The organism is Streptomyces sp. NBC_00631, from assembly GCF_045206895.1.
Classification (GTDB): Bacteria; Actinomycetota; Actinomycetes; order Streptomycetales; family Streptomycetaceae; genus Streptomyces.
Genome location: NZ_CP107734.1, coordinates 3,921,848 through 3,945,431, shown reverse-complemented (window position 1 = coordinate 3,945,431; position 23,584 = coordinate 3,921,848). Strand labels below are relative to the sequence as shown.

18 protein-coding genes and 2 tRNA genes are annotated in these 23,584 nt (G+C 69.5%); 17 read left to right on the top strand and 3 right to left on the bottom strand.

The features are described from left to right. Nucleotides 1–193 precede the first annotated feature (193 nt). Entirely contained in the window at nucleotides 194–649 is a 456-nt protein-coding gene (locus OHB00_RS18025) for an HD domain-containing protein (protein WP_406435918.1), read from the top strand. 15 nt (nucleotides 650–664) lie between these two features. Here OHB00_RS18025 and OHB00_RS18020 read toward each other — a convergent pair whose 3' ends face one another. Further along, nucleotides 665–1,807, bottom strand: a complete 1,143-nt coding sequence (locus OHB00_RS18020; RefSeq protein WP_406445833.1) for an acyltransferase family protein — start codon at nucleotides 1,805–1,807, stop codon at nucleotides 665–667. 476 nt (nucleotides 1,808–2,283) lie between these two features. Here OHB00_RS18020 and OHB00_RS18015 point away from each other — a divergent pair, with 476 nt between their 5' ends. Beyond that, nucleotides 2,284–2,478, top strand: coding sequence for a hypothetical protein (locus tag OHB00_RS18015; protein ID WP_093503029.1), 195 nt, complete (start codon nucleotides 2,284–2,286; stop codon nucleotides 2,476–2,478). A gap of 60 nt (nucleotides 2,479–2,538) precedes the next feature. On the opposite strand, the gene OHB00_RS18010 is transcribed toward OHB00_RS18015, so the two are convergent. Then, nucleotides 2,539–2,609 (bottom strand) — tRNA-Gly (locus OHB00_RS18010). Between the two features lie 185 nt (nucleotides 2,610–2,794). Between OHB00_RS18010 and OHB00_RS18005 the strand changes: the two genes are divergently transcribed. The 5 genes from OHB00_RS18005 (at nucleotide 2,795) to clpX (ending at nucleotide 7,598) form a co-directional block, all read left to right on the top strand. Next, nucleotides 2,795–2,871: transfer RNA gene (locus OHB00_RS18005), tRNA-Pro, on the top strand. Between the two features lie 187 nt (nucleotides 2,872–3,058). Then, nucleotides 3,059–4,447: a trigger factor gene (gene tig, locus OHB00_RS18000; RefSeq protein ID WP_406435917.1), complete on the top strand. Its 1,389-nt coding sequence runs from the start codon at nucleotides 3,059–3,061 to the stop codon at nucleotides 4,445–4,447. A gap of 312 nt (nucleotides 4,448–4,759) precedes the next feature. Further along, nucleotides 4,760–5,365 carry an ATP-dependent Clp protease proteolytic subunit gene (locus OHB00_RS17995; RefSeq protein ID WP_406445831.1) on the top strand — a complete coding sequence of 202 codons (606 nt, stop codon included), beginning with the start codon at nucleotides 4,760–4,762 and terminating at the stop codon, nucleotides 5,363–5,365. A gap of 75 nt (nucleotides 5,366–5,440) precedes the next feature. Continuing rightward, nucleotides 5,441–6,106, top strand: a complete 666-nt coding sequence (locus OHB00_RS17990; RefSeq protein WP_406435916.1) for an ATP-dependent Clp protease proteolytic subunit — start codon at nucleotides 5,441–5,443, stop codon at nucleotides 6,104–6,106. A 202-nt stretch (nucleotides 6,107–6,308) separates the two neighbouring features. Then, nucleotides 6,309–7,598 carry an ATP-dependent Clp protease ATP-binding subunit ClpX gene (gene clpX, locus OHB00_RS17985; RefSeq protein ID WP_360238737.1) on the top strand — a complete coding sequence of 430 codons (1,290 nt, stop codon included), beginning with the start codon at nucleotides 6,309–6,311 and terminating at the stop codon, nucleotides 7,596–7,598. A gap of 93 nt (nucleotides 7,599–7,691) precedes the next feature. Here clpX and OHB00_RS17980 read toward each other — a convergent pair whose 3' ends face one another. Next, nucleotides 7,692–8,672, bottom strand: coding sequence for a hypothetical protein (locus tag OHB00_RS17980; protein WP_406435915.1), 981 nt, complete (start codon nucleotides 8,670–8,672; stop codon nucleotides 7,692–7,694). Nucleotides 8,673–8,809: 137 nt separating this feature from the next. Here OHB00_RS17980 and OHB00_RS17975 point away from each other — a divergent pair, with 137 nt between their 5' ends. From OHB00_RS17975 to rodA, 10 genes are all read left to right on the top strand, one after another. Beyond that, nucleotides 8,810–11,440, top strand: a complete 2,631-nt coding sequence (locus tag OHB00_RS17975; protein WP_406435914.1) for a valine--tRNA ligase — start codon at nucleotides 8,810–8,812, stop codon at nucleotides 11,438–11,440. 168 nt (nucleotides 11,441–11,608) lie between these two features. Further along, the gene (locus OHB00_RS17970; RefSeq protein ID WP_406435913.1) at nucleotides 11,609–14,101 is read left to right on the top strand and encodes a SpoIIE family protein phosphatase; all 2,493 of its coding nucleotides are present in this window, start codon (nucleotides 11,609–11,611) and stop codon (nucleotides 14,099–14,101) included. A gap of 1 nt (nucleotide 14,102) precedes the next feature. Continuing rightward, nucleotides 14,103–15,617, top strand: coding sequence for a bifunctional folylpolyglutamate synthase/dihydrofolate synthase (locus tag OHB00_RS17965; RefSeq protein WP_406435912.1), 1,515 nt, complete (start codon nucleotides 14,103–14,105; stop codon nucleotides 15,615–15,617). Nucleotides 15,618–15,619: 2 nt separating this feature from the next. Then, nucleotides 15,620–15,976: a DUF4233 domain-containing protein gene (locus OHB00_RS17960; protein ID WP_406435911.1), complete on the top strand. Its 357-nt coding sequence runs from the start codon at nucleotides 15,620–15,622 to the stop codon at nucleotides 15,974–15,976. Between the two features lie 288 nt (nucleotides 15,977–16,264). Beyond that, the gene (ndk, locus tag OHB00_RS17955) at nucleotides 16,265–16,678 is read left to right on the top strand and encodes a nucleoside-diphosphate kinase (protein WP_406435910.1); all 414 of its coding nucleotides are present in this window, start codon (nucleotides 16,265–16,267) and stop codon (nucleotides 16,676–16,678) included. Between the two features lie 328 nt (nucleotides 16,679–17,006). Beyond that, nucleotides 17,007–18,026, top strand: coding sequence for a rod shape-determining protein (locus tag OHB00_RS17950; protein ID WP_046734341.1), 1,020 nt, complete (start codon nucleotides 17,007–17,009; stop codon nucleotides 18,024–18,026). A gap of 186 nt (nucleotides 18,027–18,212) precedes the next feature. Continuing rightward, on the top strand, nucleotides 18,213–19,214 hold the full coding sequence (gene mreC / locus OHB00_RS17945; RefSeq protein ID WP_406435909.1) for a rod shape-determining protein MreC: 1,002 nt from the start codon (nucleotides 18,213–18,215) through the stop codon (nucleotides 19,212–19,214). Between the two features lie 15 nt (nucleotides 19,215–19,229). Next, the gene (gene mreD / locus OHB00_RS17940; protein ID WP_406435908.1) at nucleotides 19,230–19,907 is read left to right on the top strand and encodes a rod shape-determining protein MreD; all 678 of its coding nucleotides are present in this window, start codon (nucleotides 19,230–19,232) and stop codon (nucleotides 19,905–19,907) included. Nucleotides 19,908–20,022: 115 nt separating this feature from the next. Then, on the top strand, nucleotides 20,023–22,278 hold the full coding sequence (gene mrdA / locus OHB00_RS17935) for a penicillin-binding protein 2 (RefSeq protein ID WP_406435907.1): 2,256 nt from the start codon (nucleotides 20,023–20,025) through the stop codon (nucleotides 22,276–22,278). Next, nucleotides 22,275–23,474: a rod shape-determining protein RodA gene (gene rodA / locus OHB00_RS17930; RefSeq protein WP_406435906.1), complete on the top strand. Its 1,200-nt coding sequence runs from the start codon at nucleotides 22,275–22,277 to the stop codon at nucleotides 23,472–23,474. Before mrdA ends, rodA begins: the two co-directional genes overlap by 4 nt. Nucleotides 23,475–23,584: the final 110 nt, after the last annotated feature.

Here is a 23,584-nt window from a genome sequence, read left to right as displayed (position 1 = left end):
GGTTGCCGGGGGTGGCCGTGGATCGTCGGCGGCTGCGGGTGCGATGTGGCTGGTCGCGCAGTTCCCCGCGCCCCTGTGGGGCGCGCTGCCCAGCCGTGTCTTTCGTCCAGCCGTGGGGGAGGGCGGGCGCGGGCGGCACCCTGCAAGCGCCGGTAGGTGACACCCCTCACCCCGGCCACGACATACTCGCACCGTGACCACCCCGACCCCTCTCACCCTCCCCGAAGTCGAGAAGCTGGCCCGAGCCGTGCACGCGGCGCAGACCGACAAGGCCGGCCGCCCCTACGCGGAGCACCTCGCCGCCGTCGCCCACGGCGTCCAGGCCCGCGGCGGCGACCCGGACCAGATCGCCGCCGCCTGGCTGCACGACTCCGTCGAGGATCACGCCCTCACCGAGGAGTGGCTGGACACGGCCGCCCTGAGCCCCCGCACGAAGGCCGTCGTCCGTGCCCTCACCAAGCACCCCGGCGAGCCCCCCGAGTCGTACGCCCGCCGCATCCTCGCCACCCCCGGCGCCCTGCTCGTCAAGGAGGCCGACCTCGCGCACAACGCCGACCCCGCCCGGCTCGCCGTCCTGGACGAGGCCACCCGGAACCGGCTGACCGAGAAGTACGCCCGGATGCGCGCCCTCCTCGGTCTCCCCGCGTAAGCGGAACGAGCGGCGTCAGGCGTCGGCCATCTCCCGGCGCTCCCCGCTCCGCGGACTCCGCTCCCGGCTCTCCCCGCTCCGCGGACTCCGCTCCCGGGCCAGTTCCGCCGCGTCCCGCCGGAACGCCCACTCCATGCCGGGCTCCATGGCGAACCGGAACACCCGCCGCACGGGCCGGGTGCACAGCAGTGTCACGCAGCCGCCCGCGAGCGCGGTGACGAGGATCTCGCCGAGCGGCCCGTGCAGCCACGTCGGGTCGAACCAGCCCGCGTGGACGCCGTACTTCACGACGAAGCCGTGCAGGAGATAGCCGTACAGGGTGCCTGCGCCCAGCGCCGTGAACCACGTCCGCCGGCCCGGCACCCAGGAGAAGAAGCCTGCCGTCAGCACCATCGAGCAGCCGAACATGGCGAGCACCATCACCGGCCCGCACCACCACGGCGCGCCCAGCTCCTGCGCGGAGTCCCGGTGGTAGAACCACGCGGTGTTCATCCGCGGCACCGACCACCAGGCGAACGCCAGCGCGAGGGCGAACACCGGCACCGCGGCGATCCGCACCGGCCACCGGCGCACCAGCCGGAAGTGCTCGGGCCGCAGGCACAGGCCGAGCACGAAGTACGGCAGGAACTGCAGGACCCGCTGGAGGTCGAGGTCGTCACCGATGGACGGGGACACGGATGCCAGCATCGCGATGCCGAAGGCGACCGGCAGGGGGTGGCGGACCGCCTTCCACAGGGGCGTGGTCAGGCGCCAGACGAACAGCGCGCACAGGAACCAGGTCAGGTACCAGGGGTCGAGCAGGCTGATGTCCTGGTCGGGGGCGCCGACGACGAACCGCTGGAAGAGCGAGTAGGCGGTCTCGAACAGGACATAGGGGACGACGACCCCGGTGACCAGCCGCCTGAGCCGGTCCGGACGCATGTCGAAGGTCCGGGAGAAGTAGCCGGAGACGATGATGAACGCCGGCATGTGGAAGGCGTACACGACGCAGTACATCGCTTCCAGGACGCGGCTGTCGCCCTTGAGCGGCTCCCATGAGTGACCCATCGCGACGAGCACGATCGCCAGGTACTTGGCGTTGTCGAAGAACGCGTCGCGGTGTCTGTCCACCGGCGGCCGGGCCGGGGGACGGGGTGTTCGGTTCTGGCCGGGGGACATGGCGGCGTCAGACATTTGAGGCACCCTAGCGTCGCCTGTGGGATTGCGTAAAACCACCGATGCGAGTCCTGGACATCGGTGACGACGGCCTGTGAACAACCGGGTGATTTACCGGAACAGATGCCTGGGCCTATGCCGCCCCATGGGACGCTTACGCCCGGGATGTCCTTGTTAATCCCTACTAATTGGTGCATAGCGCCCGCCGATGATCGCCCTTTGCCGTGCCTGTGTCGGCAATTCGAATTAGCTGCGCGCGAGTTGTGTGGACACTGAAACCATGTCTGTCAATTGCCCTGGATCCACCGGGGGGTGGGCCCTCGAATTGCAGTGCGGGCGGTTGTCGGTGTGGGGCGTGATGTCGACGTTGTGTCACGAACCGCATAGTGCGGCCGGGTTGGTGGCACGATGGATCTGGCGGGGGTGCGGGGGTCGTACCCCAGGGCCGGAGAGCGGACCGACCGAGGGTGTGATCAGTTGTGGCCATTTCACTGTCTGTGGTGTTGCTGTTGGCGATCATCCTTGTGGTGATGATGAGAGGGGGAAGCATCAAGGCGGGCCCCGCCATCGTCGCCGTCCTCTTCGGCTTCTTCCTCGCCTCGACCGGGATGGCCCCGTCCATCCAGCGGTTCCTCGACTCGCTGGCGCAGACCATAAACTCGATCAACTTCTGAGAACGCCGAAGGCCCAGGGAGAGGAGGTCCGCAACCTCTCACCTGGGCCTTCGCCGACAGAGCGGGCGACGGGAATCGAACCCGCGTAGTCAGTTTGGAAGACTGAAGCTCTACCATTGAGCTACGCCCGCACAACACGCGCCGCACGTCGGTGACCGCGGCACAGAAGGCATCGTAGCGGGTCGTCCGCCGGGTAGGCCAACGTGTTGGTCTGCACGGATGGGATACGGACGGGACGCGGACCGGATGCCGACCCGGGTGAACAAAGCGGCCGACGCGGGCGGCCCGGGCATGTACCCTACGTGTCGCACCGAAACGGGGTGTGGCGCAGCTTGGTAGCGCGTCCGCTTTGGGAGCGGAAGGCCGTGGGTTCAAATCCCGCCACCCCGACCACCACCTGACGGCGTCCGTCTTGATCGCCTTTTTGGGGCCCTGAGCCGCTGCGGTTACTATGCAAGCTGCGCGCCCGCGTGTCCCGGCCCCCAGACGGCGGCCTGCGAACTCCTCCGGGCGGCGAAACTCCGCCGGGCCCCTCTGGTACCGGCGGAACCCGAGAAGTCAGCCACAAGGAGACCGAACCGTGAAGAGCGCCGTGGAGACCCTGAACCCGACCCGGGTTCGGCTCACTGTCGAGGTGCCCTTCGAGGAGCTCAAGGACAGCCTCGACGCGGCGTACAAGAAGATCAACCAGCAGGTCACGGTGAAGGGCTTCCGCAAGGGTAAGATCCCGGCCCGCGTCATCGACCAGCGGTTCGGCCGCGGTGCGGTCCTGGAGGAGGCCGTCAACGACGCGCTCCCGAAGTTCTACACCGAGGCGGTCAACGAGGCCGAGCTCAGCCCGCTCGGCCAGCCCGAGGTCGACATCACCGAGCTGAAGGACGGCGAGACGCTGAACTTCACCGCCGAGGTCGACGTCCGCCCGGCCCTGGAGATCCCGGACTACACGGGCATCGAGGTCGAGGTCGACGCCGTCGAGGTGAGCGACGAGGACGTCGAGAAGTCGGTCGAGCAGCTCCGTGAGCGCTTCGCCTCCACCTCCCCGGTCGAGCGCGCCGCCGAGGACGGCGACGTCGTCACCGTCGACCTGGAGGCCAAGGTCGACGGCGAGGTCCTGGAGGACGGCATCGCCAGCGGTGTCTCCTACACCATCGGCTCCGGCGAGCTGCTCGACGGCATCGACGACGCCGTGAAGGGCCTGGAGGCCGGTGCCGAGGCCACCTTCACCTCGGAGCTCAAGGGCGGCTCCGCGGCCGGCCGGGAGGCCGAGGTCACCGTCAAGGTCACCCAGGTCGCCGCCCGCGAACTGCCCGAGCTGGACGACGAGTTCGCGCAGCTCGCCTCCGAGTTCGACACCCTGGACGAGCTGAAGGCCGACAGCCGCAAGCGCCTCGCCGACATGAAGACGTACGACCAGGCCACGCAGGCCCAGGAGCGTGTCCTGGAGAAGCTGCTGGAGCTCGTCGAGGTGCCGGTCCCCGAGAAGCTGCTTGAGGACGAGATCAACACCCGCAAGCACAACCTGGAGCACCACCAGCTCGGCCAGATGGGTCTCGACCTCGCGAAGTACCTGGAGATCCAGGGCAAGACCGAGGAGGAGTTCGAGACCGAGACCAAGGAAGCCGCGGTCAAGGGGATCAAGACCCAGTTCGTCCTCGACGAGCTGGTCAAGCAGGAGAAGCTCAACGTCAACCAGGAGGAGCTCACCGAGCACCTCATGCGGCGCGCGGCCTCCTCCGGCATGTCCCCCGACCAGTTCGCCCAGGCCGTCGTCGAGGGCGGCCAGGTCCCGCTCCTGGTCGGCGAGGTCGCCCGCGGCAAGGCCCTGGCCGTCGTGGTCGAGGCCGCCACGGTGAAGGACACCAACGGCGAGATCGTCGACCTGGACGACGAGGACGAGGACGAGACGGAGGCCCCTGAGGCCGCCGCTGAGGCCACGGACGCCGCCGACGAGGAGAAGGCCGAGGGCTGAGCCCTCCGGCGCCCGTAACGGCGTACAGGGGCCCCTGGGACCATTTCGGGGGCCCCTTTGCCATGGGCGTCGCAGGAACCCGCCCAAGGGGCGCGGGGAACCGCGCGACCAGCCCCCACGTACCCGCACACGTCCCCGTACCGCACCCCGAACGGCGCTACGCCCCCGGCGAACAGCGCTGTTACCGGGATTCCCCGAAGGGACCATCGCGTTAGGGTCCATGAGTACGAGGGCAGCCAAGCCCCCGGCTACGGAAACGTGAGACGGCCCGGCGCCGTCGTAAGACGAGCAGGTGGATACGTGACGAATCTGATGCCCTCCGCCGCCGGCGACCCCTCCATCGGTGGTGGCCTCGGCGACCAGGTCTACAACCGGCTGCTCGGAGAGCGGATCATCTTCCTCGGCCAGCAGGTCGACGACGACATCGCCAACAAGATCACCGCGCAGCTGCTGCTCCTTGCGGCCGACCCCGACAAGGACATCTACCTCTACATCAACAGTCCCGGCGGCTCGGTGACGGCCGGCATGGCGATCTACGACACCATGCAGTTCATCCCGAACGACGTGGTGACGATCGGTATGGGCATGGCGGCCTCGATGGGCCAGTTCCTGCTCACCGGCGGCACCGCCGGCAAGCGCTTCGCCCTGCCGCACACGGACATCATGATGCACCAGGGCTCCGCGGGCCTGGGCGGTACGGTCTCGGACATCAAGATCCAGGCCCAGTACCTGCTGCGTACGAAGAAGACCATGACCGAGCTGACCGCGTTCCACTCCGGTCAGCCGGTCGAGACGATCCTTCGCGACGCCGACCGCGACCGCTGGTTCACCCCGGACGAGGCCAAGGAGTACGGTCTCATCGACGAGATCATCAGGAACGCCTCGGGTGTTCCGGGAGGCGGCGGCACCGGCGCCTGACGCCAGGCCCCGGCCATGCCACGCACCGCCGAGACTCCAGCTCCCCCGAACGCCACCAGGACGGTGAACACCCTCATGAGCAACTTCCCCGTCGCCGCCGACGCCCGTTACGACGGTCCGCGGCCCGACGCCCGCTACGTCATCCCGCGCTTCGTCGAGCGCACCTCCCAGGGCATCCGCGAGTACGACCCGTACGCGAAGCTCTTCGAGGAGCGCGTGATCTTCCTCGGCGTCCAGATCGACGACGCCTCCGCCAACGACGTCATGGCGCAGCTGCTGTGCCTGGAGTCGATGGACCCGGACCGGGACATCTCGATCTACATCAACAGCCCGGGCGGCGACATGACCGCCCTCACGGCGATCTACGACACGATGCAGTTCGTGAAGCCCGACATCCAGACGGTCTGCATGGGCCAGGCGGCCTCCGCCGCCGCGATCCTGCTGGCCGCCGGTACGCCCGGCAAGCGCATGGCGCTGCCGAACTCCCGCGTGCTGATCCACCAGCCGGCCGGCTCCACCGGCCGCGGCCAGCTCTCCGACCTGGAGATCATCGCCAACGAGTTCACCCGGATGCGCACGCAGCTGGAGGAGATGCTGGCCAAGCACTCCAACCGGCCGATCGAGCAGGTCCGCGACGACATCGAGCGCGACAAGATCCTCACGGCCGAGGAAGCGCTGGAGTACGGCATCGTGGACCAGATCATCTCCACCCGGAAGATGAACAACGCTGACGTCCGCTGACAGAAGCCGCCGGCAGAGAATGTATTCTCTGCCGCCCTTGGCACGGTTTGACCGCACGCACCGCACGGTGCACGTCAAAGTGAACCGTGCCAAGGGGGGCCCGTACGGGGGGCCCGGCAAGGTACCGTCGACATAAGGCAGCACCAGGAGTCGCTGGATTCGGAAGAGTCCAGGCGTCTCCCAGGCGAAGGGGAAGCACACCGTGGCACGCATCGGTGACGGCGGCGATCTGCTCAAGTGCTCGTTCTGCGGCAAGAGCCAGAAGCAGGTCAAGAAGCTCATCGCAGGGCCCGGTGTGTACATCTGCGACGAGTGCATCGATCTCTGCAACGAGATCATCGAGGAGGAGCTCGCCGAGACGAGCGAGGTGCGCTGGGAGGAACTCCCGAAGCCCCGCGAGATCTACGAGTTCCTGGAGGGCTACGTGGTGGGCCAGGAGCCCGCCAAGAAGGCCCTCTCGGTCGCGGTGTACAACCACTACAAGCGCGTCCAGGCAGGGGAGAACGGCGGCGCCCAAGGCCGCGACGACGCCATCGAGTTGGCGAAGTCCAACATCCTCCTGCTGGGCCCCACCGGCTCCGGCAAGACGCTCCTGGCGCAGACCCTGGCCCGCATGCTGAACGTCCCGTTCGCGATCGCCGACGCCACCGCGCTGACGGAGGCCGGCTACGTGGGCGAGGACGTGGAGAACATCCTCCTCAAGCTGATCCAGGCCGCCGACTACGACGTCAAGAAGGCCGAGACCGGGATCATCTACATCGACGAGATCGACAAGGTCGCCCGTAAGAGCGAAAATCCTTCGATCACGCGAGACGTCTCCGGCGAGGGCGTGCAGCAGGCCCTGCTGAAGATCCTGGAGGGCACCACGGCCTCCGTCCCGCCGCAGGGCGGCCGCAAGCACCCGCACCAGGAGTTCATCCAGATCGACACGACGAACGTGCTGTTCATCGTGGGCGGTGCCTTCGCCGGCCTGGAGAAGATCATCGAGTCCCGGGCGGGTGCCAAGGGCATCGGCTTCGGCGCCACCATCCGCTCCAAGCGCGAGCTGGAGGCCAAGGACCAGTTCGAGGACGTCATGCCCGAGGACCTGGTCAAGTTCGGCATGATCCCGGAGTTCATCGGCCGCCTTCCGGTCATCACGAGCGTCCACAACCTCGACCGGGAAGCCCTCCTGCAGATCCTCGTCGAGCCGCGCAACGCGCTGGTCAAGCAGTACCAGCGCCTCTTCGAACTCGACGGCGTGGAGCTGGACTTCGAGCGCGAGGCCCTGGAGGCCATCGCCGACCAGGCCATCCTCAGGCAGACCGGCGCCCGCGGCCTGCGCGCCATCATGGAGGAAGTCCTCATGTCGGTGATGTACGAGGTCCCGTCCCGCAAGGACGTGGCCCGCGTCGTCATCACGGCCGACGTCGTCCACTCCAACGTCAACCCGACCCTGATCCCGCGCGACGCGCGCAACGGCCGCGGCCCGGGCGAGCAGAAGTCGGCGTAACCCCCGTCAACACCGAAGCGCCGGGCCCACCTCCGAGGAGGGCCCGGCGCTTTCGCGTGCGTGCGTGTGCGCGTGCGGGTGTGCCCGCCGTGCCTACTTGGCGACGCGCACGTCACCGCGCACATCGGCCGCGATCTTCGCCGACTCGTCCAGGGTGTACGTCTTCACACCCGCCGTCGGCTCCACGATGCCGATGGTGCTGTAGTCCGCCCAGATGCACATGTACGCCGTCTGGTCCTTGCCGGTGAGCTGGCTCTTGCCCTTCGCCTGCTGGCACTTCATCACCGCGCCGTCCAGACCGGTGGGCGAGACGGACCGCGCGTCGCCGACCAGCTTCACGTCGTCGTCGGAGGAGCTGTTCGCCTTCATCTGCGCGAAGGTGGTGTCAAGTGCCGCCTGCGGGTCCTTCACCGAGCCGTAGACGCCGAAGAAGGTGAAGTTCTCGGCGGTCTGCGCCTTGGCCACACTCGTCGGGTCGCTGGTGTCGAGGGAGTTCAGGTCGAGTGTCGAGTAGACCGCGCCGACCGAGGTGGCGTCGGTGACACCGGCCTTGGCGAGGTCCTTCGCATCGCTCGAACTGGCCTTCTCCTGCGAGGAGTCGCCGTACCGCTTGTACTTGCCGGACAGCACTGAGGCCGGCGCGGTCAGCTTGTGCGGCCCGTCGTCCTTCAGCGCGCCGGATCCGGTCCCGCCGAGCACGAAGTACGCCCCCACGCCGATCGCCGCCACCACGGCCACCGCCCCGATGATCAGCCCCGTCTTCTTCTTCCCGCCGCCCGGAGCGGGTGGCTGCGGAACGCCGTAGGGAGGCTGGCCGTACGGGGGCTGCTGGCCGTACGGGTTCGGCTGCGGGGGAACGCCCTGCTGCGGGTAGCCGTAGCCCGGCTGCGGGGGCTGCGGCGGCTGACCGTAGGGCCCCTGCTGCGGCGGCGCCGCCGGCGGAGCCTGCTGCGGGTAGCCGTAGCCGGGCTGGGGCGCCTGCGGCGGCCGGCCGTACGGACCAGGCTGCGGCCCGTAGGGTCCCGGCTGCTGCGGCGGCGGCCCGCCGTACGGGCCCGGCTGGTTGTGGCTCATCTCTGGGTTCCCCTCCAGATGCTTATGTGTTCCTGACATCCTGGCTCAGTCACAGGGGACTCATGGCGCGGGTGTGCCCACCGTTACAGAACAAACGCGTTTCGGGACAGCGTCGGGACACCTCTAAACTGAGCCCCGTGACCGAGAATGCTCAGCAGCAGCCCACAGCGCCCAGCACCGAACTGCCGACCCAGTACGCGCCGGCCGACGTAGAGGGGCCGCTGTACGAGAGCTGGGTAGAGCGCGGTTACTTCGCGGCCGACGCCAAGAGCGACAAGCCCGCGTACACCATCGTCATCCCCCCGCCGAACGTCACCGGCTCACTGCACCTGGGCCACGCCTTCCAGCACACGCTGATGGACGCGCTGACCCGCCGCAAGCGCATGCAGGGCTTCGAGTCGCTGTGGCTGCCCGGCATGGACCACGCCGGTATCGCCACCCAGAACAAGGTCGAGCAGCAGCTCGCCGAGGAGGGCAAGTCCCGTCAGGACCTCGGCCGGGAGGCGTTCGTCGAGCGCGTCTGGCAGTGGAAGGAAGAGTACGGCGGCAGGATCCTCGGCCAGATGCGCCGGCTCGGCGACGGTGTCGACTGGGACCGCGAGCGCTTCACCATGGACGAGGGCCTGTCCAAGGCCGTCCAGACCATCTTCAAGAAGCTCTACGAGGACGAGCTGATCTACCGCGCCGAGCGCATCATCAACTGGTGCCCGCGCTGTCTGACGGCCATCTCGGACATCGAGGTGGAGTACCAGGAGGACGACGGCGAGCTGGTCTCCATCAAGTACGGCGAGGGCGACGAGACGCTGGTCGTCGCCACCACGCGTGCGGAGACGATGCTCGGTGACACGGCGGTCGCCGTCCACCCGGACGACGAGCGGTACCGGCACCTCGTCGGCAGGCGCATCAAACTGCCGCTGACCAACCGCACCATCCCGGTCGTCGCGGACACCCACGTCGATCCGGAGTTCGGCACGGGCGCCGTCAAGGTCACCCCGGCCCACGACCCGAACGACTTCGCGATCGGCCAGCGCCACGGCCTGGAGTCCATCACTGTGATGGACGAGCGCGCGGTCATCACCGTCCACGGCCCCTTCGAGGGTCTGGACCGGTTCGAGGCGCGCTCCGCGATCGTCGCGGCGCTGCGCTCGCAGGGCCGGATCGTCGCCGAGAAGCGGCCGTACGTCCACAGCGTCGGCCACTGCTCGCGGTGCAGCACCACCATCGAGCCGCGGCTGTCGATGCAGTGGTGGGTCAAGGTCGGCCCGCTGGCGAAGGCCGCCGGTGACGCGGTCCGCGACGGCCGGGTCAGGATCCACCCCGAGGACATGTCGAAGCGGTACTTCGACTGGGTCGACAACATGCACGACTGGTGCATCTCGCGCCAGCTGTGGTGGGGCCACCGCATCCCGGTCTGGTACGGCCCCGAGGGCCAGGTCGTCTGCGTCGGCCCCGACGAGGAGCCGCCGGGTACCGAGGCGGAGGGCTGGAAGCAGGACACCGACGTCCTCGACACCTGGTTCTCCTCCGGCCTGTGGCCGTTCTCCACCCTCGGCTGGCCCGAACAGACCGCGGACCTGCGGAAGTTCTACCCGACGGACGTCCTGCTGACCGGCCACGACATCATCTTCTTCTGGGTCGCCCGGATGATGATGTTCGGCCTCTACGCCATGGACGGCGAGGTCCCCTTCAAGACCATCGCGCTGACCGGTCTGGTCCGTGACGAGCGCGGCAAGAAGATGTCGAAGTCCTTCGGCAACGTCGTCGACCCGCTGGACTGGATGGACAAGTACGGCTCCGACGCAGTCCGCTTCACCCTGGCCCGCGGCGCCAACCCGGGCACCGACGTGCCGATCGGCGAGGAGTGGGTCCAGGCGTCCCGCAACTTCGCCAACAAGGTCTGGAACGCGACCCGCTTCGCCCTGATGAACGGCGCCACGGTTGACGGCCCGCTCCCGGACCCGTCGGAGATGTCGGCGACGGACCGCTGGATCCTCTCCCGTCTCAACAAGACGGTCGCCGAAGTCGACGCGTTCTACGACGACTTCCAGTTCGCGAAGCTCTCCGACTCGCTCTTCCACTACGCGTGGGACGAGGTCTTCGACTGGTACGTCGAGCTGTCCAAGACCACCTTCCAGGCGGGCGGCCGGGGCGCCGAGGTCTCGCAGCGCGTCCTGGGCGAGGTCCTGGACGTCACCCTGAAGCTCCTCCACCCGGTCGTCCCGTTCGTCACGGACACCCTGTGGACGACGCTGACCGGCGGCGAGTCGGTCGTGATCGCGCAGTGGCCGTCCGACAGCGGCTTCCGTGACGAGGCGGCGGAGAAGGAGATCGAGGCCCTCCAGTCCGTCATCACCGAGGTCCGCCGCTTCCGCGCCGACCAGGGCCTGCAGGCCGGCCAGCGGGTCCCGGCGCGCCTCACCCTCGACGGCACGGCCCTCGCCCCGCACGAGGCCGCCATCCGCCAGCTGCTGCGCCTCCAGCCGGAGGGCGACGCCTTCGCGGCGACGGCCACCCTCCCGGTGGCCGGTGCCACGGTGGCCCTCGACCTGTCCGGCACCATCGACGTGGCGGCGGAGCGCAAGCGTCTGGCCAAGGACCTCGCCGCCGCGGAGAAGGAGAAGGCCCAGGCGACGGCGAAGCTGGGCAACGAGGCGTTCCTGGCGAAGGCCCCGGACAACGTGGTGGACAAGATCCGCACCCGGCTCGCCAAGGCCGACGACGACATCGCGCGCATCCGGACCCAGCTGGACCGCCTTCCGCAGGCGTAGCCGAAGCGGCGCCCTCGCAGGCGTACCGAGGCGTTCTCGCAGGCGCCCGGCGACCCCTTCCCACGGGGCTGCCGGGCGCCTGCGCGCAGCGTCCCGCCCTACAATCCAAAAGTAGGAACATGACCTTAATGTTCCGTTTTGGTGCTTTGTGGCGGAGGGAACGCCCACATGCAGCGCAGGGGCCGAACGAGGACACCTCCGCACCGGGGGCTGGTCCCCCTGACGACTGTCGCGGGCGCCCTGCTCGCCGTGCTGATGGGCCTCGTCTTCCTCATGCTGGTGCTGGCCATCCAGGACGCCCGGCACTCCCTGCTCTCCGCCCGCAGCGGCCGGCCGGCCCTGGACCAGGTCGGGGTGGTCCAGGGGACCGTCCTCGACATGGAGGGTGGCCAGCGCAGCTACGTCATCACCCGGCAGGACGAGTTCCTCACGCCCTGGCGGGCCGCGAGGGCCGCGTTCCCCGCGCAGGCACAGCGGCTCGTGGAGGTGAGCACGTCCCCCGCCCAGCGGCAGCTCGCCCGGCAGATCCAGCGGGCCGGGCAGTCCTTCGTCGACGACTACTCGGTCCCGCTCGTGGCCGCGGCCCGGCGCGGCGACCCCGACGCCGCCAGCACGGCACGGACGCTGGAGGGCAAGCAGCGGCTCGACGCGCTCCGCGCCCAGCTCTCCCGCTACCTCCGCGACGAGCGCCTCGCGATCAACCAGCGCGAGAACGCGCTGGAGGCCCGGATGCGGACGCTGACGATCGCCGCGTCCGCCGGCGTCGGCGTGGCCGTCCTCCTGATCGTCGGCTTCGGCGCCTATGTCACCCGGGTGATCGTCTGGCCGGTGCGCAGGATGGCCCGGTTCGCGACCCGGCTCGCCGCCGGGGACCTGGGCGCCCGGGTACCGCTCTCCGGGCGCCGGGAGATCGGGCAGCTGGAGGCGGCGTTCAACACCATGGCCGGCTCGCTGGAGAAGAGCCACCGGCGGCTGCGGCTGCTCTACGACGCCGGTACCGCCGTCGGCAACACCCTGGACATCGGGCGGACCGCGGACGAGCTGGTGCGGGTGGCCGTGCCCCGCTTCGCCGACTTCGTCACCGTCGACCTGGAGGAGTCCGTGCTGCTGCTCGGCGAGGAACCGACGGCCAGCGAGACCGTCCTGCGGCGCGTCGCCCGGGGCGGCCTCCGCGACGACTCCCCGCTGGACGCGGCCGGCGCTCTGATCGCCGTGGAGCCGCCGCCCGGGGTCGCCCGGAACCCGCGCACCGGCGCGGCTCTCATCGCCGATCTGCGGGCCGCCCGGGGCGCGGCCTTCCCCGACGCGCTCCACACCGACCGGCTCCTCGACTACGGGATGAGCTCGCTGATCACCGCGCCGCTGTCGGCCCAGGGCGTCCTGATGGGCGTCGTCGTCTTCTGGCGCACCCGGGACTCGCCGCCGTTCGAGGAGGACGACCTGTCCGACGCCCGGGAACTCGCCGCGAGGTCCGCGACCGCCATCGACAACGCCCGGCGCTACACCCGGGAGCGCGAGACCGCGCTGGCGCTCCAGCGCAGCCTGCTGCCGCACGTCCTGCCCGACTGCCCGAGCGTCGACTTCGCCTACCGCTACCTCCCCGCCGGCACCCGCGCCGGCGTCGGCGGCGACTGGCTCGACGCGATCCCGCTGTCCGGCACCCGGGTGGCCCTGGTCGTCGGGGACGTCGTCGGCCACGGCATCCAGGCCTCCGCCACCATGGGCCGGCTGCGCACGGCGGTCCGCACCCTCGCGGACGTCGACCTGCCACCCGACGAACTCCTCACCCACCTGGACGACCTGGTCCTGCACCTCGACGACGGCGCCGGGGAACAGGCCGGTGAGGTCGGTTCGACCTGCCTGTACGCCGTCTACGACCCGGTCTCGCGCCACTGCTCGCTGGCCAGCGCGGGCCATCCGCTGCCCTTCGTGATCTCTCCCCGGGGGACGGTGGAACCGGCCCCCGGCCAGGCCGGACCGCCGCTCGGGCTCGGCGGGCTGCCGTTCGAGACCACCGACCTCGTCCTTCCCGAGGGCGCCACCCTCGCCCTGTTCAGCAACGGCCTGGTGCACTCCCGCGACCTCGACCTGAGCCACGGTCTCGACCGGCTGCGCCGCGCGCTGGCGGCGTCCGGGGAGGGGGAGTCCCTGGAGGCCGACTGCGACCGGGTGGTGGCCGCGCTGCGCACCGGCGAACCCGCGGACGACGTCGCCCTGCTGCTCGCCCGCACCCGTGCCCTGCCCGACGACCAGGTGGCCACCTGGGAGATCCCCGCGGACCCCGAGCAGGTCGCGCACGCCCGGACCCTGACCACCGGCCGGCTCGGCGCGTGGAAGCTGGACGAGCTGTCGTTCACCACCGAGCTGGTGGTCAGCGAACTCGTCACCAACGCCATCCGCTACGGCGGCTCCCCGATCCGGCTGCGGCTCATCCGCGACACCCGGATGCTGATCTGCGAGGTCTCCGACGGCAGCAGCACCGCCCCGCATCTGCGGCGGGCCCGGGTCTTCGACGAGGGCGGCCGGGGGCTGCTGCTGGTGGCCCGGCTCACCCGGCGGTGGGGGACCCGGCAGACCGCCGCGGGCAAGACGATCTGGTGCGAGCAGGCGCTGCCGGTGACCGACGCGTCCACGCGTTCACCGGGCTCCGTAGACTGGTGACGTGAGTGATCTGCCTCCGCACGACCCGCATGAGAGCTTCGACGAGCACTTCGACGACATCGTCGAGGCCGAGACCGACCGTGACCCCGACCTGGCGGTGATCGAGGCCGGCAGCCGGACCCTGCGCAGCCACGGCGGCCCGCAGCAGGCCGACGTCCCCGGCCGCCCCGAGGACCCCGAGGTCGACCTGGCCCTGCGCGAGGTCGAGGCGGAGCTCGCCACCCGCTGGGGCGAGACCAAGCTGGAGCCGTCGGTCAGCAGGATCGCCGCGCTGATGGACGTCCTGGGCGATCCGCAGCGGTCGTACCCCTCGATCCACATCACGGGCACGAACGGCAAGACGTCCACCGCCCGCATGATCGAGGCGCTCCTCGGCGCCTTCGACCTGCGCACCGGCCGCTACACCAGCCCGCACGTGCAGTCGATCACCGAGCGCATCAGCCTCGACGGCGCCCCGGTCTCCGCCGAGCGGTTCATCGAGACGTACCAGGACATCAAGCCGTACATCGAGCTGGTCGACGCCCGGCAGGAGTACCGGCTCTCCTTCTTCGAGGTGCTCACCGGGATGGCGTACGCGGCCTTCGCGGACGCCCCCGTGGACGTCGCCGTCGTCGAGGTCGGCATGGGCGGCTCCTGGGACGCCACGAACGTCATCGACGGCGACGTCTCCGTCGTCACCCCCATCGACCTCGACCACACCGACCGGCTCGGCGGGACCACCGCGGAGATCGCCGCCGAGAAGGCCGGGATCATCAAGCAGGACGCCACCGTGATCCTGGCCCAGCAGCCGGTGGACGCGGCGCAGGTGCTGCTGAAGAAGGCCGTCGAGGTGGACGCCACCGTCGCCCGCGAGGGCCTCGAATTCGGGGTCGTCGCCCGCCAGGTGGCCGTCGGCGGCCAGCTGCTGACCCTGCGCGGCCTCGGCGGCGAGTACGACGAGCTCTACCTGCCCCTGCACGGCCCCTACCAGGCCCACAACGCGGCCGTCGCGCTCGCCGCGGTGGAGGCGTTCTTCGGGGTCGGCGCGCAGCGCCCCGAGCCCCTGGACATCGACACGGTCCGCAAGGCCTTCGCGGCCGTCTCGTCCCCGGGCCGCCTCGAAGTCGTACGGCGCTCTCCCACCGTCGTCCTCGACGCCGCCCACAACCCGGCCGGAGCGCGGGCCACCGCCGAGGCCGTCGGCGAGGCCTTCGACTTCAGCCGGCTGATCGGAGTGGTCGGGGCCAGCGGCGACAAGAACGTCCGGGGTGTCCTGGAGGCCTTCGAGCCGATCTTCGCCGAGGTCGTGATCACCCAGAACTCCAGCCACCGCGCCATGGACGCGGACGAGCTGGCCGCGATCGCCGTCGAGGTGTTCGGCGAGGACCGCGTCCAGGTCGAGCCGCGGCTGCCCGACGCCCTGGAGGCCGCGATCACGCTGGCCGAGGAGGAGGGCGAGTTCGCCGGCGGCGGGGTGCTGGTCACCGGCTCCGTCATCACCGTGGGCGAGGCCCGACTGCTCCTCGGGAGGGGCTGACCATGCGCACGCTCTGTTCCTCCACCCTGATCGGCGAGTTCTTCGTCATCGGCTTCGCCGCCCTGGTCGCCATGAAGGACCCCGGCCTGTCCACCTCCACGGTGTGGCTGGTCAGCGGCATCGCGATGCTCCTGTGCGTGGCCCTGTGCGGGGTGATCAGCCGCCCCGGCGGCGTGGCCCTCGGGTGGGCCCTGCAGATCGCCCTGATCGCGTCCGGGATCTTCGTGCCGACGATGTACTTCCTGGGCGCGGTGTTCGGAGGGCTGTGGTGGGCGTCGGTGCACTACGGCAGGAAGATCGACGAGGCGAAGGCCCGCTTCGCGGCACAGAGCACCCAGGACAGCCCGTCGGGGGTGTGAGGGCGAAGGCCGGCCGGTGCCACGAATCAGCCCGTCGGGGGTGTGAGGGCGAAGGCCGGCCGGTGCCACGAATCAGCCCGTCGGGCGTGTGGGGGCGAAGGCCGGCCGGTGCCACGAATCATCCCGTCCGGCGTTTGAGGACGAGGCCGTTCAGGCCGAAGCGGGGGTCCGGGGGCGGCAGCCCCCGAAGGCGGCCGCACCGCCGACCTGCACACTGTGTAACGGACGCTCAGACCAGCCCTGTAGCCTCTCCTCACCGCACCCGGCCAGTACCGAAGGAGCTCTCCCGTGACCCAGCGCACCCTCGTCCTGCTCAAGCCCGACGCCGTCCGTCGGGGCCTGACCGGCGAGATCATCAGCCGTATCGAGCGCAAGGCCGGCTGGCAGATCACCGCGCTGGAGCTGCGTACCCTGGAGCGCGCCACGCTGGAGCAGCACTACGGCGAGCACGTCGGCAAGCCGTTCTACGAGCCGCTGGTCGAGTTCATGTCCTCCGGTCCGGTCGTCGCTCTCATCGTCGAGGGCGAGCGGGTCATCGAGGGCATCCGCGCGCTGGCCGGCCCCACCGACCCGATCGCCGCCGCGCCCGGCTCCATCCGCGGTGACTTCGGCGTCATCGTCCGCGAGAACCTGATCCACGCCTCCGACTCGGAGGAGTCCGCCGAGCGCGAGGTCAAGATCTTCTTCCCGGGCCGCGCGTAGCCCTCCGGGGTCCGCGACAGGCCCGTACGGAGTTTTGGTGGATGTTTTTGACGTGGTGTCAGCCCATTGGGCCGTATGACCTGGGGCGGCCGGATGATTTCGGCCGTCCCTCGGCATATGCGTGCCGATCGGGGGAACGAGTGGCCCCGTTGGCCCGTCTCCACAAGCGAGGCGGCCCGGTACGTGCTGACAATGGCGAAGACCCTCGCGCAGTGTTCGTGCAGGCGCGTCTACGATGGAAGCCTTCACGCCACAGCACCCACTTCGCCGACCTGAAATGCCCTCAAAAGCTCCCGGGAAGGCCAGACGAATCCTGATGGGGAACTCAATGTCGTTCATTGGCCGTGACATGGCTGTCGACCTCGGGACCGCCAACACGCTGGTGTACGTCAGGGGTCGCGGGATCGTACTCAACGAGCCGTCCGTTGTCGCGATCAACACGAACACCGGTGGAATTCTGGCGGTCGGCGCGGAGGCGAAGAAGATGATCGGGCGCACGCCCGGCAACATCGTCGCCGTGCGCCCGCTGAAGGACGGCGTGATCGCCGACTTCGAGATCACCGAGCGGATGCTCCGCTACTTCATCCTGAAGATCCACAAGCGGCGGTATCTGGCCCGTCCGCGTGTCGTCGTGTGTGTGCCCTCCGGTATCACCGGTGTCGAGCGCCGCGCCGTCATCGAGGCGTCCTCGCAGGCCGGTGCCCGCCAGGTGCACATCATCGAGGAACCCATGGCGGCCGCCATCGGCTCCGGACTGCCGGTCCACGAGGCCACGGGCAACATGGTGGTGGACATCGGCGGTGGCACCACGGAGGTCGCGGTCATCTCGCTCGGCGGCATCGTCACCGCCCAGTCGATCCGCGTCGCCGGTGACGAACTGGACAACGCGATCATCCAGCACATCAAGAAGGAGTACAGCCTCCTCCTGGGTGAGCGGACGGCCGAACAGATCAAGATCACGATCGGTTCGGCGTACGAACTCGACTCCGACGAACACACCGAGATCCGCGGCCGGGACCTGGTGTCCGGGCTGCCCAAGACCGTGGTCATCTCCGCCGCCGAGGTCCGCAAGGCGATCGAGGAACCCGTCAACGCGATCGTCGACGCCGTCAAGACGACCCTCGACAAGTGCCCGCCGGAGCTGTCCGGCGACATCATGGACAGGGGAATCGTTCTGACCGGCGGCGGAGCACTGCTGCGCGGTCTGGACGAGCGGCTGCGCCGCGAGACCGGCATGCCCATCCACATCGCCGAGGACCCGCTGGACAGCGTGGCGCTCGGTTCCGGCAAGTGCGTCGAGGAGTTCGAGGCGCTCCAGCAGGTCCTGGACGCCCAGCCGCGCAGATGACGCAACTCTTCGATTCCGCCGTACGAGATGATCTCCTCTCGTGCGGCGGATCGTTGATATGGAGGCATAGGCTCGCACCGAGCGAGTCCCCCCACCCACCGACAAGCCTCCGCACCCCCCACATGCTTCACAAGCTTCCGCAACCAAGCCCGCAAGTTCCTATTGAGGAAGGCACGGCCGCCGCACGTGAGGGACACGAAAGAGAGCCGGCTGCTCCTGGTGCTGCTGATCGCCATCGCGTTCGCGCTGATCACGGTGGACATCCGAGGTGGCAGGAACTCCCCGGTCGACGGCGCCCGGCAGGCCGCGGCCGCGGTCTTCGGCCCGATCGAGAACGGCATGTCGACGGTGGTGGACCCGGTCGGAAACGCCGTCTCCGCCGTCCGTGACTCCGGCGAACGGCACGACCGGCTGGCCCGGTTGGAGAAGGAGAACGCCGCCCTCAAGGCGAAGCTCGGCAGCGACGACCGCAACCGCAGCCGTCTCAAGCAGCTCGACACGATGCTGAACATCGCCGCCGAGGGCCAGTACGGCATCAAGGGCGCCCAGGTCATCGCCATAGGGTCGGCGCAGGGCTTCTCCTGGACCATCACCATCGACGTCGGCTACAACGACGGCATCAAGCGGGACATGACCGTCCTCAACGGCGACGGCCTGGTCGGCCGCGTGACCACCGTCGGCCCGGACGCCTCCACCGTGCTCCTCGCCAACGACCCCGACTTCACCGTCGGCACCCGCATGGAGGGCAGCGACGAACTCGGCTTCGCCTCCGGGCAGGGCGACCGCCCGCTGCGCGTCGAACTCCTCAACGGCAAGGCCGAGGTGAAGAAGGGCGACCGGCTCGTCACCTTCGGCTCGCAGGACGACAAGCCGTTCGTGCCCGGTGTCCCGGTCGGCACGGTCACCGGCGTCGACCCGTCCAACGGCGGCCTCACCCGCACCCTGTACGTCACGCCGTTCGTGTCCTTCACCAAACTCGACATCGTCGGCGTGGTCGTCGAGGCACCGAAGAAGGACCCGCGTGACGAGGTGCTCCCGGCCAAGCCCAGGCCGACCCCGACCCCGACGGTGACCGTCACGGTCACCCCGTCCGCGAGCGCGAGCGGCAACACGGACGCGAACACGGCGTCGGACTCCGGCACCGACTCGGGCACGGACGCGACCGACACCAACGACCAGCAGCGGTAGGAGCTGAATCCCTTCATGCGTGTCAACCGGCTCCTGCTCTCCTCCGCCCTGGTCGTCGTCGCCCTGGTCATCCAGGTGAGCGTCCTCGCCCGCCTGCACCTGCCGGGCGCCGTCCCCGACCTCATGCTGCTCACCGTTCTCGGCCTCGCCATGGTCTACGGCCATGTGGGCGGCGCCCTCGTCGGCTTCGGCGCCGGGCTCCTCGCCGACCTCGCCCCGCCCGCCGACCACGCGGCCGGCCGCTACGCCCTGGTCCTGTGCGTCGTCGGCTACTTCGCCGGCCTCATCAAGCCGGAGAACGGCCGCCTGAAGTCCGCGACCGGCCCGATGCTCGTCGTGGTCGCCGCCGCCATCGGCTCCACCCTGCTGTACGCGGGTGTCGGCGCCCTCGTCGGCGACACCGCCGCCCGGCACGTCGGCATGACCAGCCTGCTGATCACGGCCGCCCTCTACGACCTGCTGCTCGCCCCGTTCGTGGTCCCCGGCGTCATGGCCCTGGCCCGCCGCGCCGACAACGACCCGCTGGCCGAGGCCAACTCCGGCGGCAAGGCGGGTGACATCTCCTCGGGCTGGATCTCCTCCGGCACCGGAATGCGCATCGGCGGCCAGCGCGGCGGCCTCGGCGGCCTCAAGGCCAAGGCCCGCACCCGCACGGTCCGCGTCGGCCGCATCAAGGGGGTCAAGCGCCTGTGAGCAGCAGGGAGTTCACCCGAACGGGTACACCGGGCCGGAACGCGGCCTCACAGGTCCATCGTTCATCATTCGTACGCGCAGGCGCCTGTGTGCAGGGAGAGGGGGAGGCAGCCCAGTGACCAACATTCCCGAGACCGGTCGGACCCCACGGGTCCAGATCCGTCTCGTCGTCATCCAGATCCTCGTGCTCTCCCTGCTCGGCACCCTCGGCGGCCGCCTGTGGTACCTGCAGATCCGCGAGGGCGCCGCGTACCAGAAGGAGGCCTCCGGCAACCACGTCCAGCAGGTCGTCGACCCCGCCGTGCGCGGCTCGATCCTGGACGCCCGCGGAGTCCCCCTCGCGGACAACGAGACCCGGCTGGTCGTCTCCGCCTCCCGCACCGACCTGCTCAAGCAGAAGGACGACGGCAAGGCGGTCCTGACCAAGCTCGCGGCCGTCCTCGGCATGAAGCCCGAGGAGGTCATGCAGAAGGTCCGCCTCTGCGACGCCAAGACCCCCCAGCCCTGCTGGAACGGCTCGCCGTACCAGCCGATCCCGATCACCGACGAGGCCACCGCCAAGCAGGCCCTGCAGATCCGCGAGCGCTCCGAGGACTTCCCCGGCATCACGGCCGAGCCCGAAGCCGTGCGCCGCTACGCGAGCCCCGGCAAGTCCAACACCGCCCAGGTCCTCGGCTACCTCTCCCCGGTCACCGACGACGAGATCGAGCAGGCCAAGGACACCTCCTCGCCCTACCTGCGGTCCGACATGGTCGGCCGCTCCGGCCTGGAGCGGGAGTACGACAAGGAGCTGCGCGGCAAGGCCGGCGTCACCCGCTACGAGGTCGACAACCTCGGCCGCGTCATCGGCAAGGCCAAGTCCGATGCCGCCGAGTCCGGTTCCAACCTCGTCACCAGCATCGACTCCCGGGTCCAGCGGGTCGCCGAGTACGAGCTGGACAAGGCGATGAAGGCCGCCCGCCAGCAGTACGACAGCATCACCCACGAGAACTACAAGGCCGACTCCGGCGCCGTCATCGTGATGGAGGCCAAGACCGGCCGGATCGTCGCCATGGCCTCCGCCCCGACCTACGACCCGAACGTGTGGGTCGGCGGCATCTCCGCCAAGGACTACAAGGCCCTCACCGGCAAGGACTCCGACTACCCGCTGCTGAACCGGGCCATACAGGGTCAGGCGGCCCCCGGTTCGACGTTCAAGGTGGTCTCCACCGCCGCCGCGGTCAACGCCGGCTACGCCTGGGACGGCGGCTACCCCTGCACCAGCTCCTACTCGGTGGGCGGCCAGGTCTTCAAGAACTTCGAGGGCGAGAACTTCGGCGACATCTCCCTGGGCCGCGCCCTGGAGGTCTCCTGCGACACCGTCTTCTACGGTCTCGCCGACCGCGAGTGGAAGAAGGACGGCGGGATCAACCCGAAGCCGGGCGAGCCGAAGGACTACTTCTTCAAGACCGCCCACCAGTTCGGCCTCGGCAAGGAGACCGGCATCGACCTGCCCAACGAGGTCACCGGCCGGGTCCCGGACCGCCAGTGGAAGATCGACTACTGGAAGGCCAACAAGGACGCCTGGTGCAAGTCCGGGAAGAAGGACGGCACCTACGTCGAGAAGATCGAGTACGAGAACTGCCTCGAAGGCAACAAGATGCGCGAGGGCGACGAGATCAACTACTCCATCGGCCAGGGCGACACCCTCGTCACGCCGATACAGGAGGCGATGATCTACGGCGCCGTGGCCAACGGCGGCACCGAGTACCAGCCGACCATCGGCAAGGCGATCATCAGCGCCGACGGCAAGACCGTCCAGGAGATCAAGCCCAAGGTGGTACGCAAGCTGCCGGTCACCCAGGCCACCCTCAAGGGCATGGACGAGGCCTTCGCGGGCGTCATCACGCGCGGTACGGCGGCCTGGAAGTTCGGCGGCTGGCCGCAGGACAAGATCGCCCTGCACGGCAAGACCGGTACCGCCGAGGTCTACGGCAAGCAGACCACGTCGTGGCTGGCCACCTACAGCAAGGACTACACGGTCATCATGACCATCGCCCAGGCCGGTACCGGTTCGGGTGCCTCCGGTGAGGCGGTCCGCAACATCTACAGCGCGCTGTACGGCGTGTCGGCCGACGGCTCCGTCGACAAGTCGAAGGCGCTGCTCTACACCCCGCAGAAGGGCCTGCCGAAGGTCCGCACGGACGGCACGATCGACTCTCCGAAGGTCTCCAAGGACCCGGCGAAGGACTTCCAGGTCTTCTCCCAGCAGGGCGACAAGAACACCGACAACGGGCAGACCCCGGCCGCCACCACGGCCTCACCGTCCACGGGCAACCGCACCACCCGCAGGCGGCCGCGCAGGAGGGGAAGCCGGAGGATCCTCACATGACCGGCGTGAACAGCTTCTCCGTCTCCGGGTACGGCCCGGCACGCCCCGGCTGGACCAGGGTCTTCGCCCGCGACTCGCTGACCCGCCGCCTGGACTGGCCGATGCTGCTGGCGTCGGTCGCCCTGTCCCTGCTCGGCTCCGTGCTGGTGTACTCGGCGACCCGCAACCGCACCGAGATCAACCAGGGCGACCAGTACTACTTCCTGGTCCGGCACCTGATGAACACCGGCATCGGGCTCGCCCTGATGATCGGCACCATCTGGGTCGGCCACCGCCAGCTCCGCAACGCCGTGCCGATCCTCTACGGCCTCTCCCTGCTGGGCATCCTCGCGGTGCTCACCCCGCTGGGCGCCACCATCAACGGCAGCCGCAACTGGATCGTCCTCGGCGGGGGCTTCTCGCTGCAGCCCGCCGAGTTCGTGAAGGTCACGATCATTCTGGGCATGGCGATGATACTGGCGGCGCGGGTCGACGCCGGTGACAAGAAGTACCCCGACCACCGCACCGTCCTGCAGTCCCTGGGCCTGGCCGGGGTCCCGATCCTGATCGTGCTGCTCATGCCCGACCTCGGCACGGTCCTGGTCATGGTGACCATCATCCTCGGCGTGCTGCTCGCCTCCGGCGCCTCCAACCGCTGGGTCTTCGGCCTGCTCGCCGCCGGCGTGATCGGCTGCGTCGCCATCTGGCAGCTGCACATCCTGGACGAGTACCAGATCGCCCGCTTCGCCGCCTTCGCCAACCCGAGCCTCGACCCGTCCGGCGTCGGCTACAACACCAACCAGGCCCGCATCGCGATCGGCTCCGGCGGCCTGACCGGCGCGGGCCTCTTCCACGGCTCGCAGACCACCGGCCAGTTCGTCCCCGAGCAGCAGACCGACTTCGTCTTCACGGTCGCGGGGGAGGAGCTGGGCTTCGTCGGCGCGGGCCTGATCATCGTGCTCCTCGGCGTCGTCCTGTGGCGCGCCTGCCGTATCGCCCGCGAGACGACCGAGCTGTACGGCACGATCGTCGCGGCGGGGATCGTGGCGTGGTTCGCGTTCCAGGCGTTCGAGAACATCGGCATGACCCTCGGCATCATGCCGGTCACCGGCCTTCCGCTGCCGTTCGTGTCGTACGGCGGCTCGTCGATGTTCGCGGTGTGGGTGGCGGTGGGGCTGCTGCAGTCGATCAGGGTGCAGCGGCCGATGTCGGCATAGCCGGAGCGGGCCGGGGAACCCGCCGGGGGTGAAGGCACCGGTCACGGCGTCTTCACCCCAGCCGCATTCTCCGTTTCCCTCCGATTCATCCACCTCGCCGTCTGCCCCCG

Bases quoted from the DNA above. Each gene is read 5' to 3' on its own strand.
- OHB00_RS18020 (WP_406445833.1), bottom strand. From the start codon at position 1,807: ATGTCCCCCGGCCAGAACCGAACACCCCGTCCCCCGGCCCGGCCGCCG.
- OHB00_RS17995 (WP_406445831.1), top strand. From the start codon at position 4,760: ATGCCCTCCGCCGCCGGCGACCCCTCCATCGGTGGTGGCCTCGGCGAC.
- OHB00_RS17990 (WP_406435916.1), top strand. From the start codon at position 5,441: ATGAGCAACTTCCCCGTCGCCGCCGACGCCCGTTACGACGGTCCGCGG.
- OHB00_RS17980 (WP_406435915.1), bottom strand. From the start codon at position 8,672: ATGAGCCACAACCAGCCGGGCCCGTACGGCGGGCCGCCGCCGCAGCAG.
- OHB00_RS17970 (WP_406435913.1), top strand. From the start codon at position 11,609: ATGCAGCGCAGGGGCCGAACGAGGACACCTCCGCACCGGGGGCTGGTC.
- OHB00_RS17960 (WP_406435911.1), top strand. From the start codon at position 15,620: ATGCGCACGCTCTGTTCCTCCACCCTGATCGGCGAGTTCTTCGTCATC.
- OHB00_RS17950 (WP_046734341.1), top strand. From the start codon at position 17,007: ATGTCGTTCATTGGCCGTGACATGGCTGTCGACCTCGGGACCGCCAAC.
- mreD (WP_406435908.1), top strand. From the start codon at position 19,230: ATGCGTGTCAACCGGCTCCTGCTCTCCTCCGCCCTGGTCGTCGTCGCC.
- rodA (WP_406435906.1), top strand. From the start codon at position 22,275: ATGACCGGCGTGAACAGCTTCTCCGTCTCCGGGTACGGCCCGGCACGC.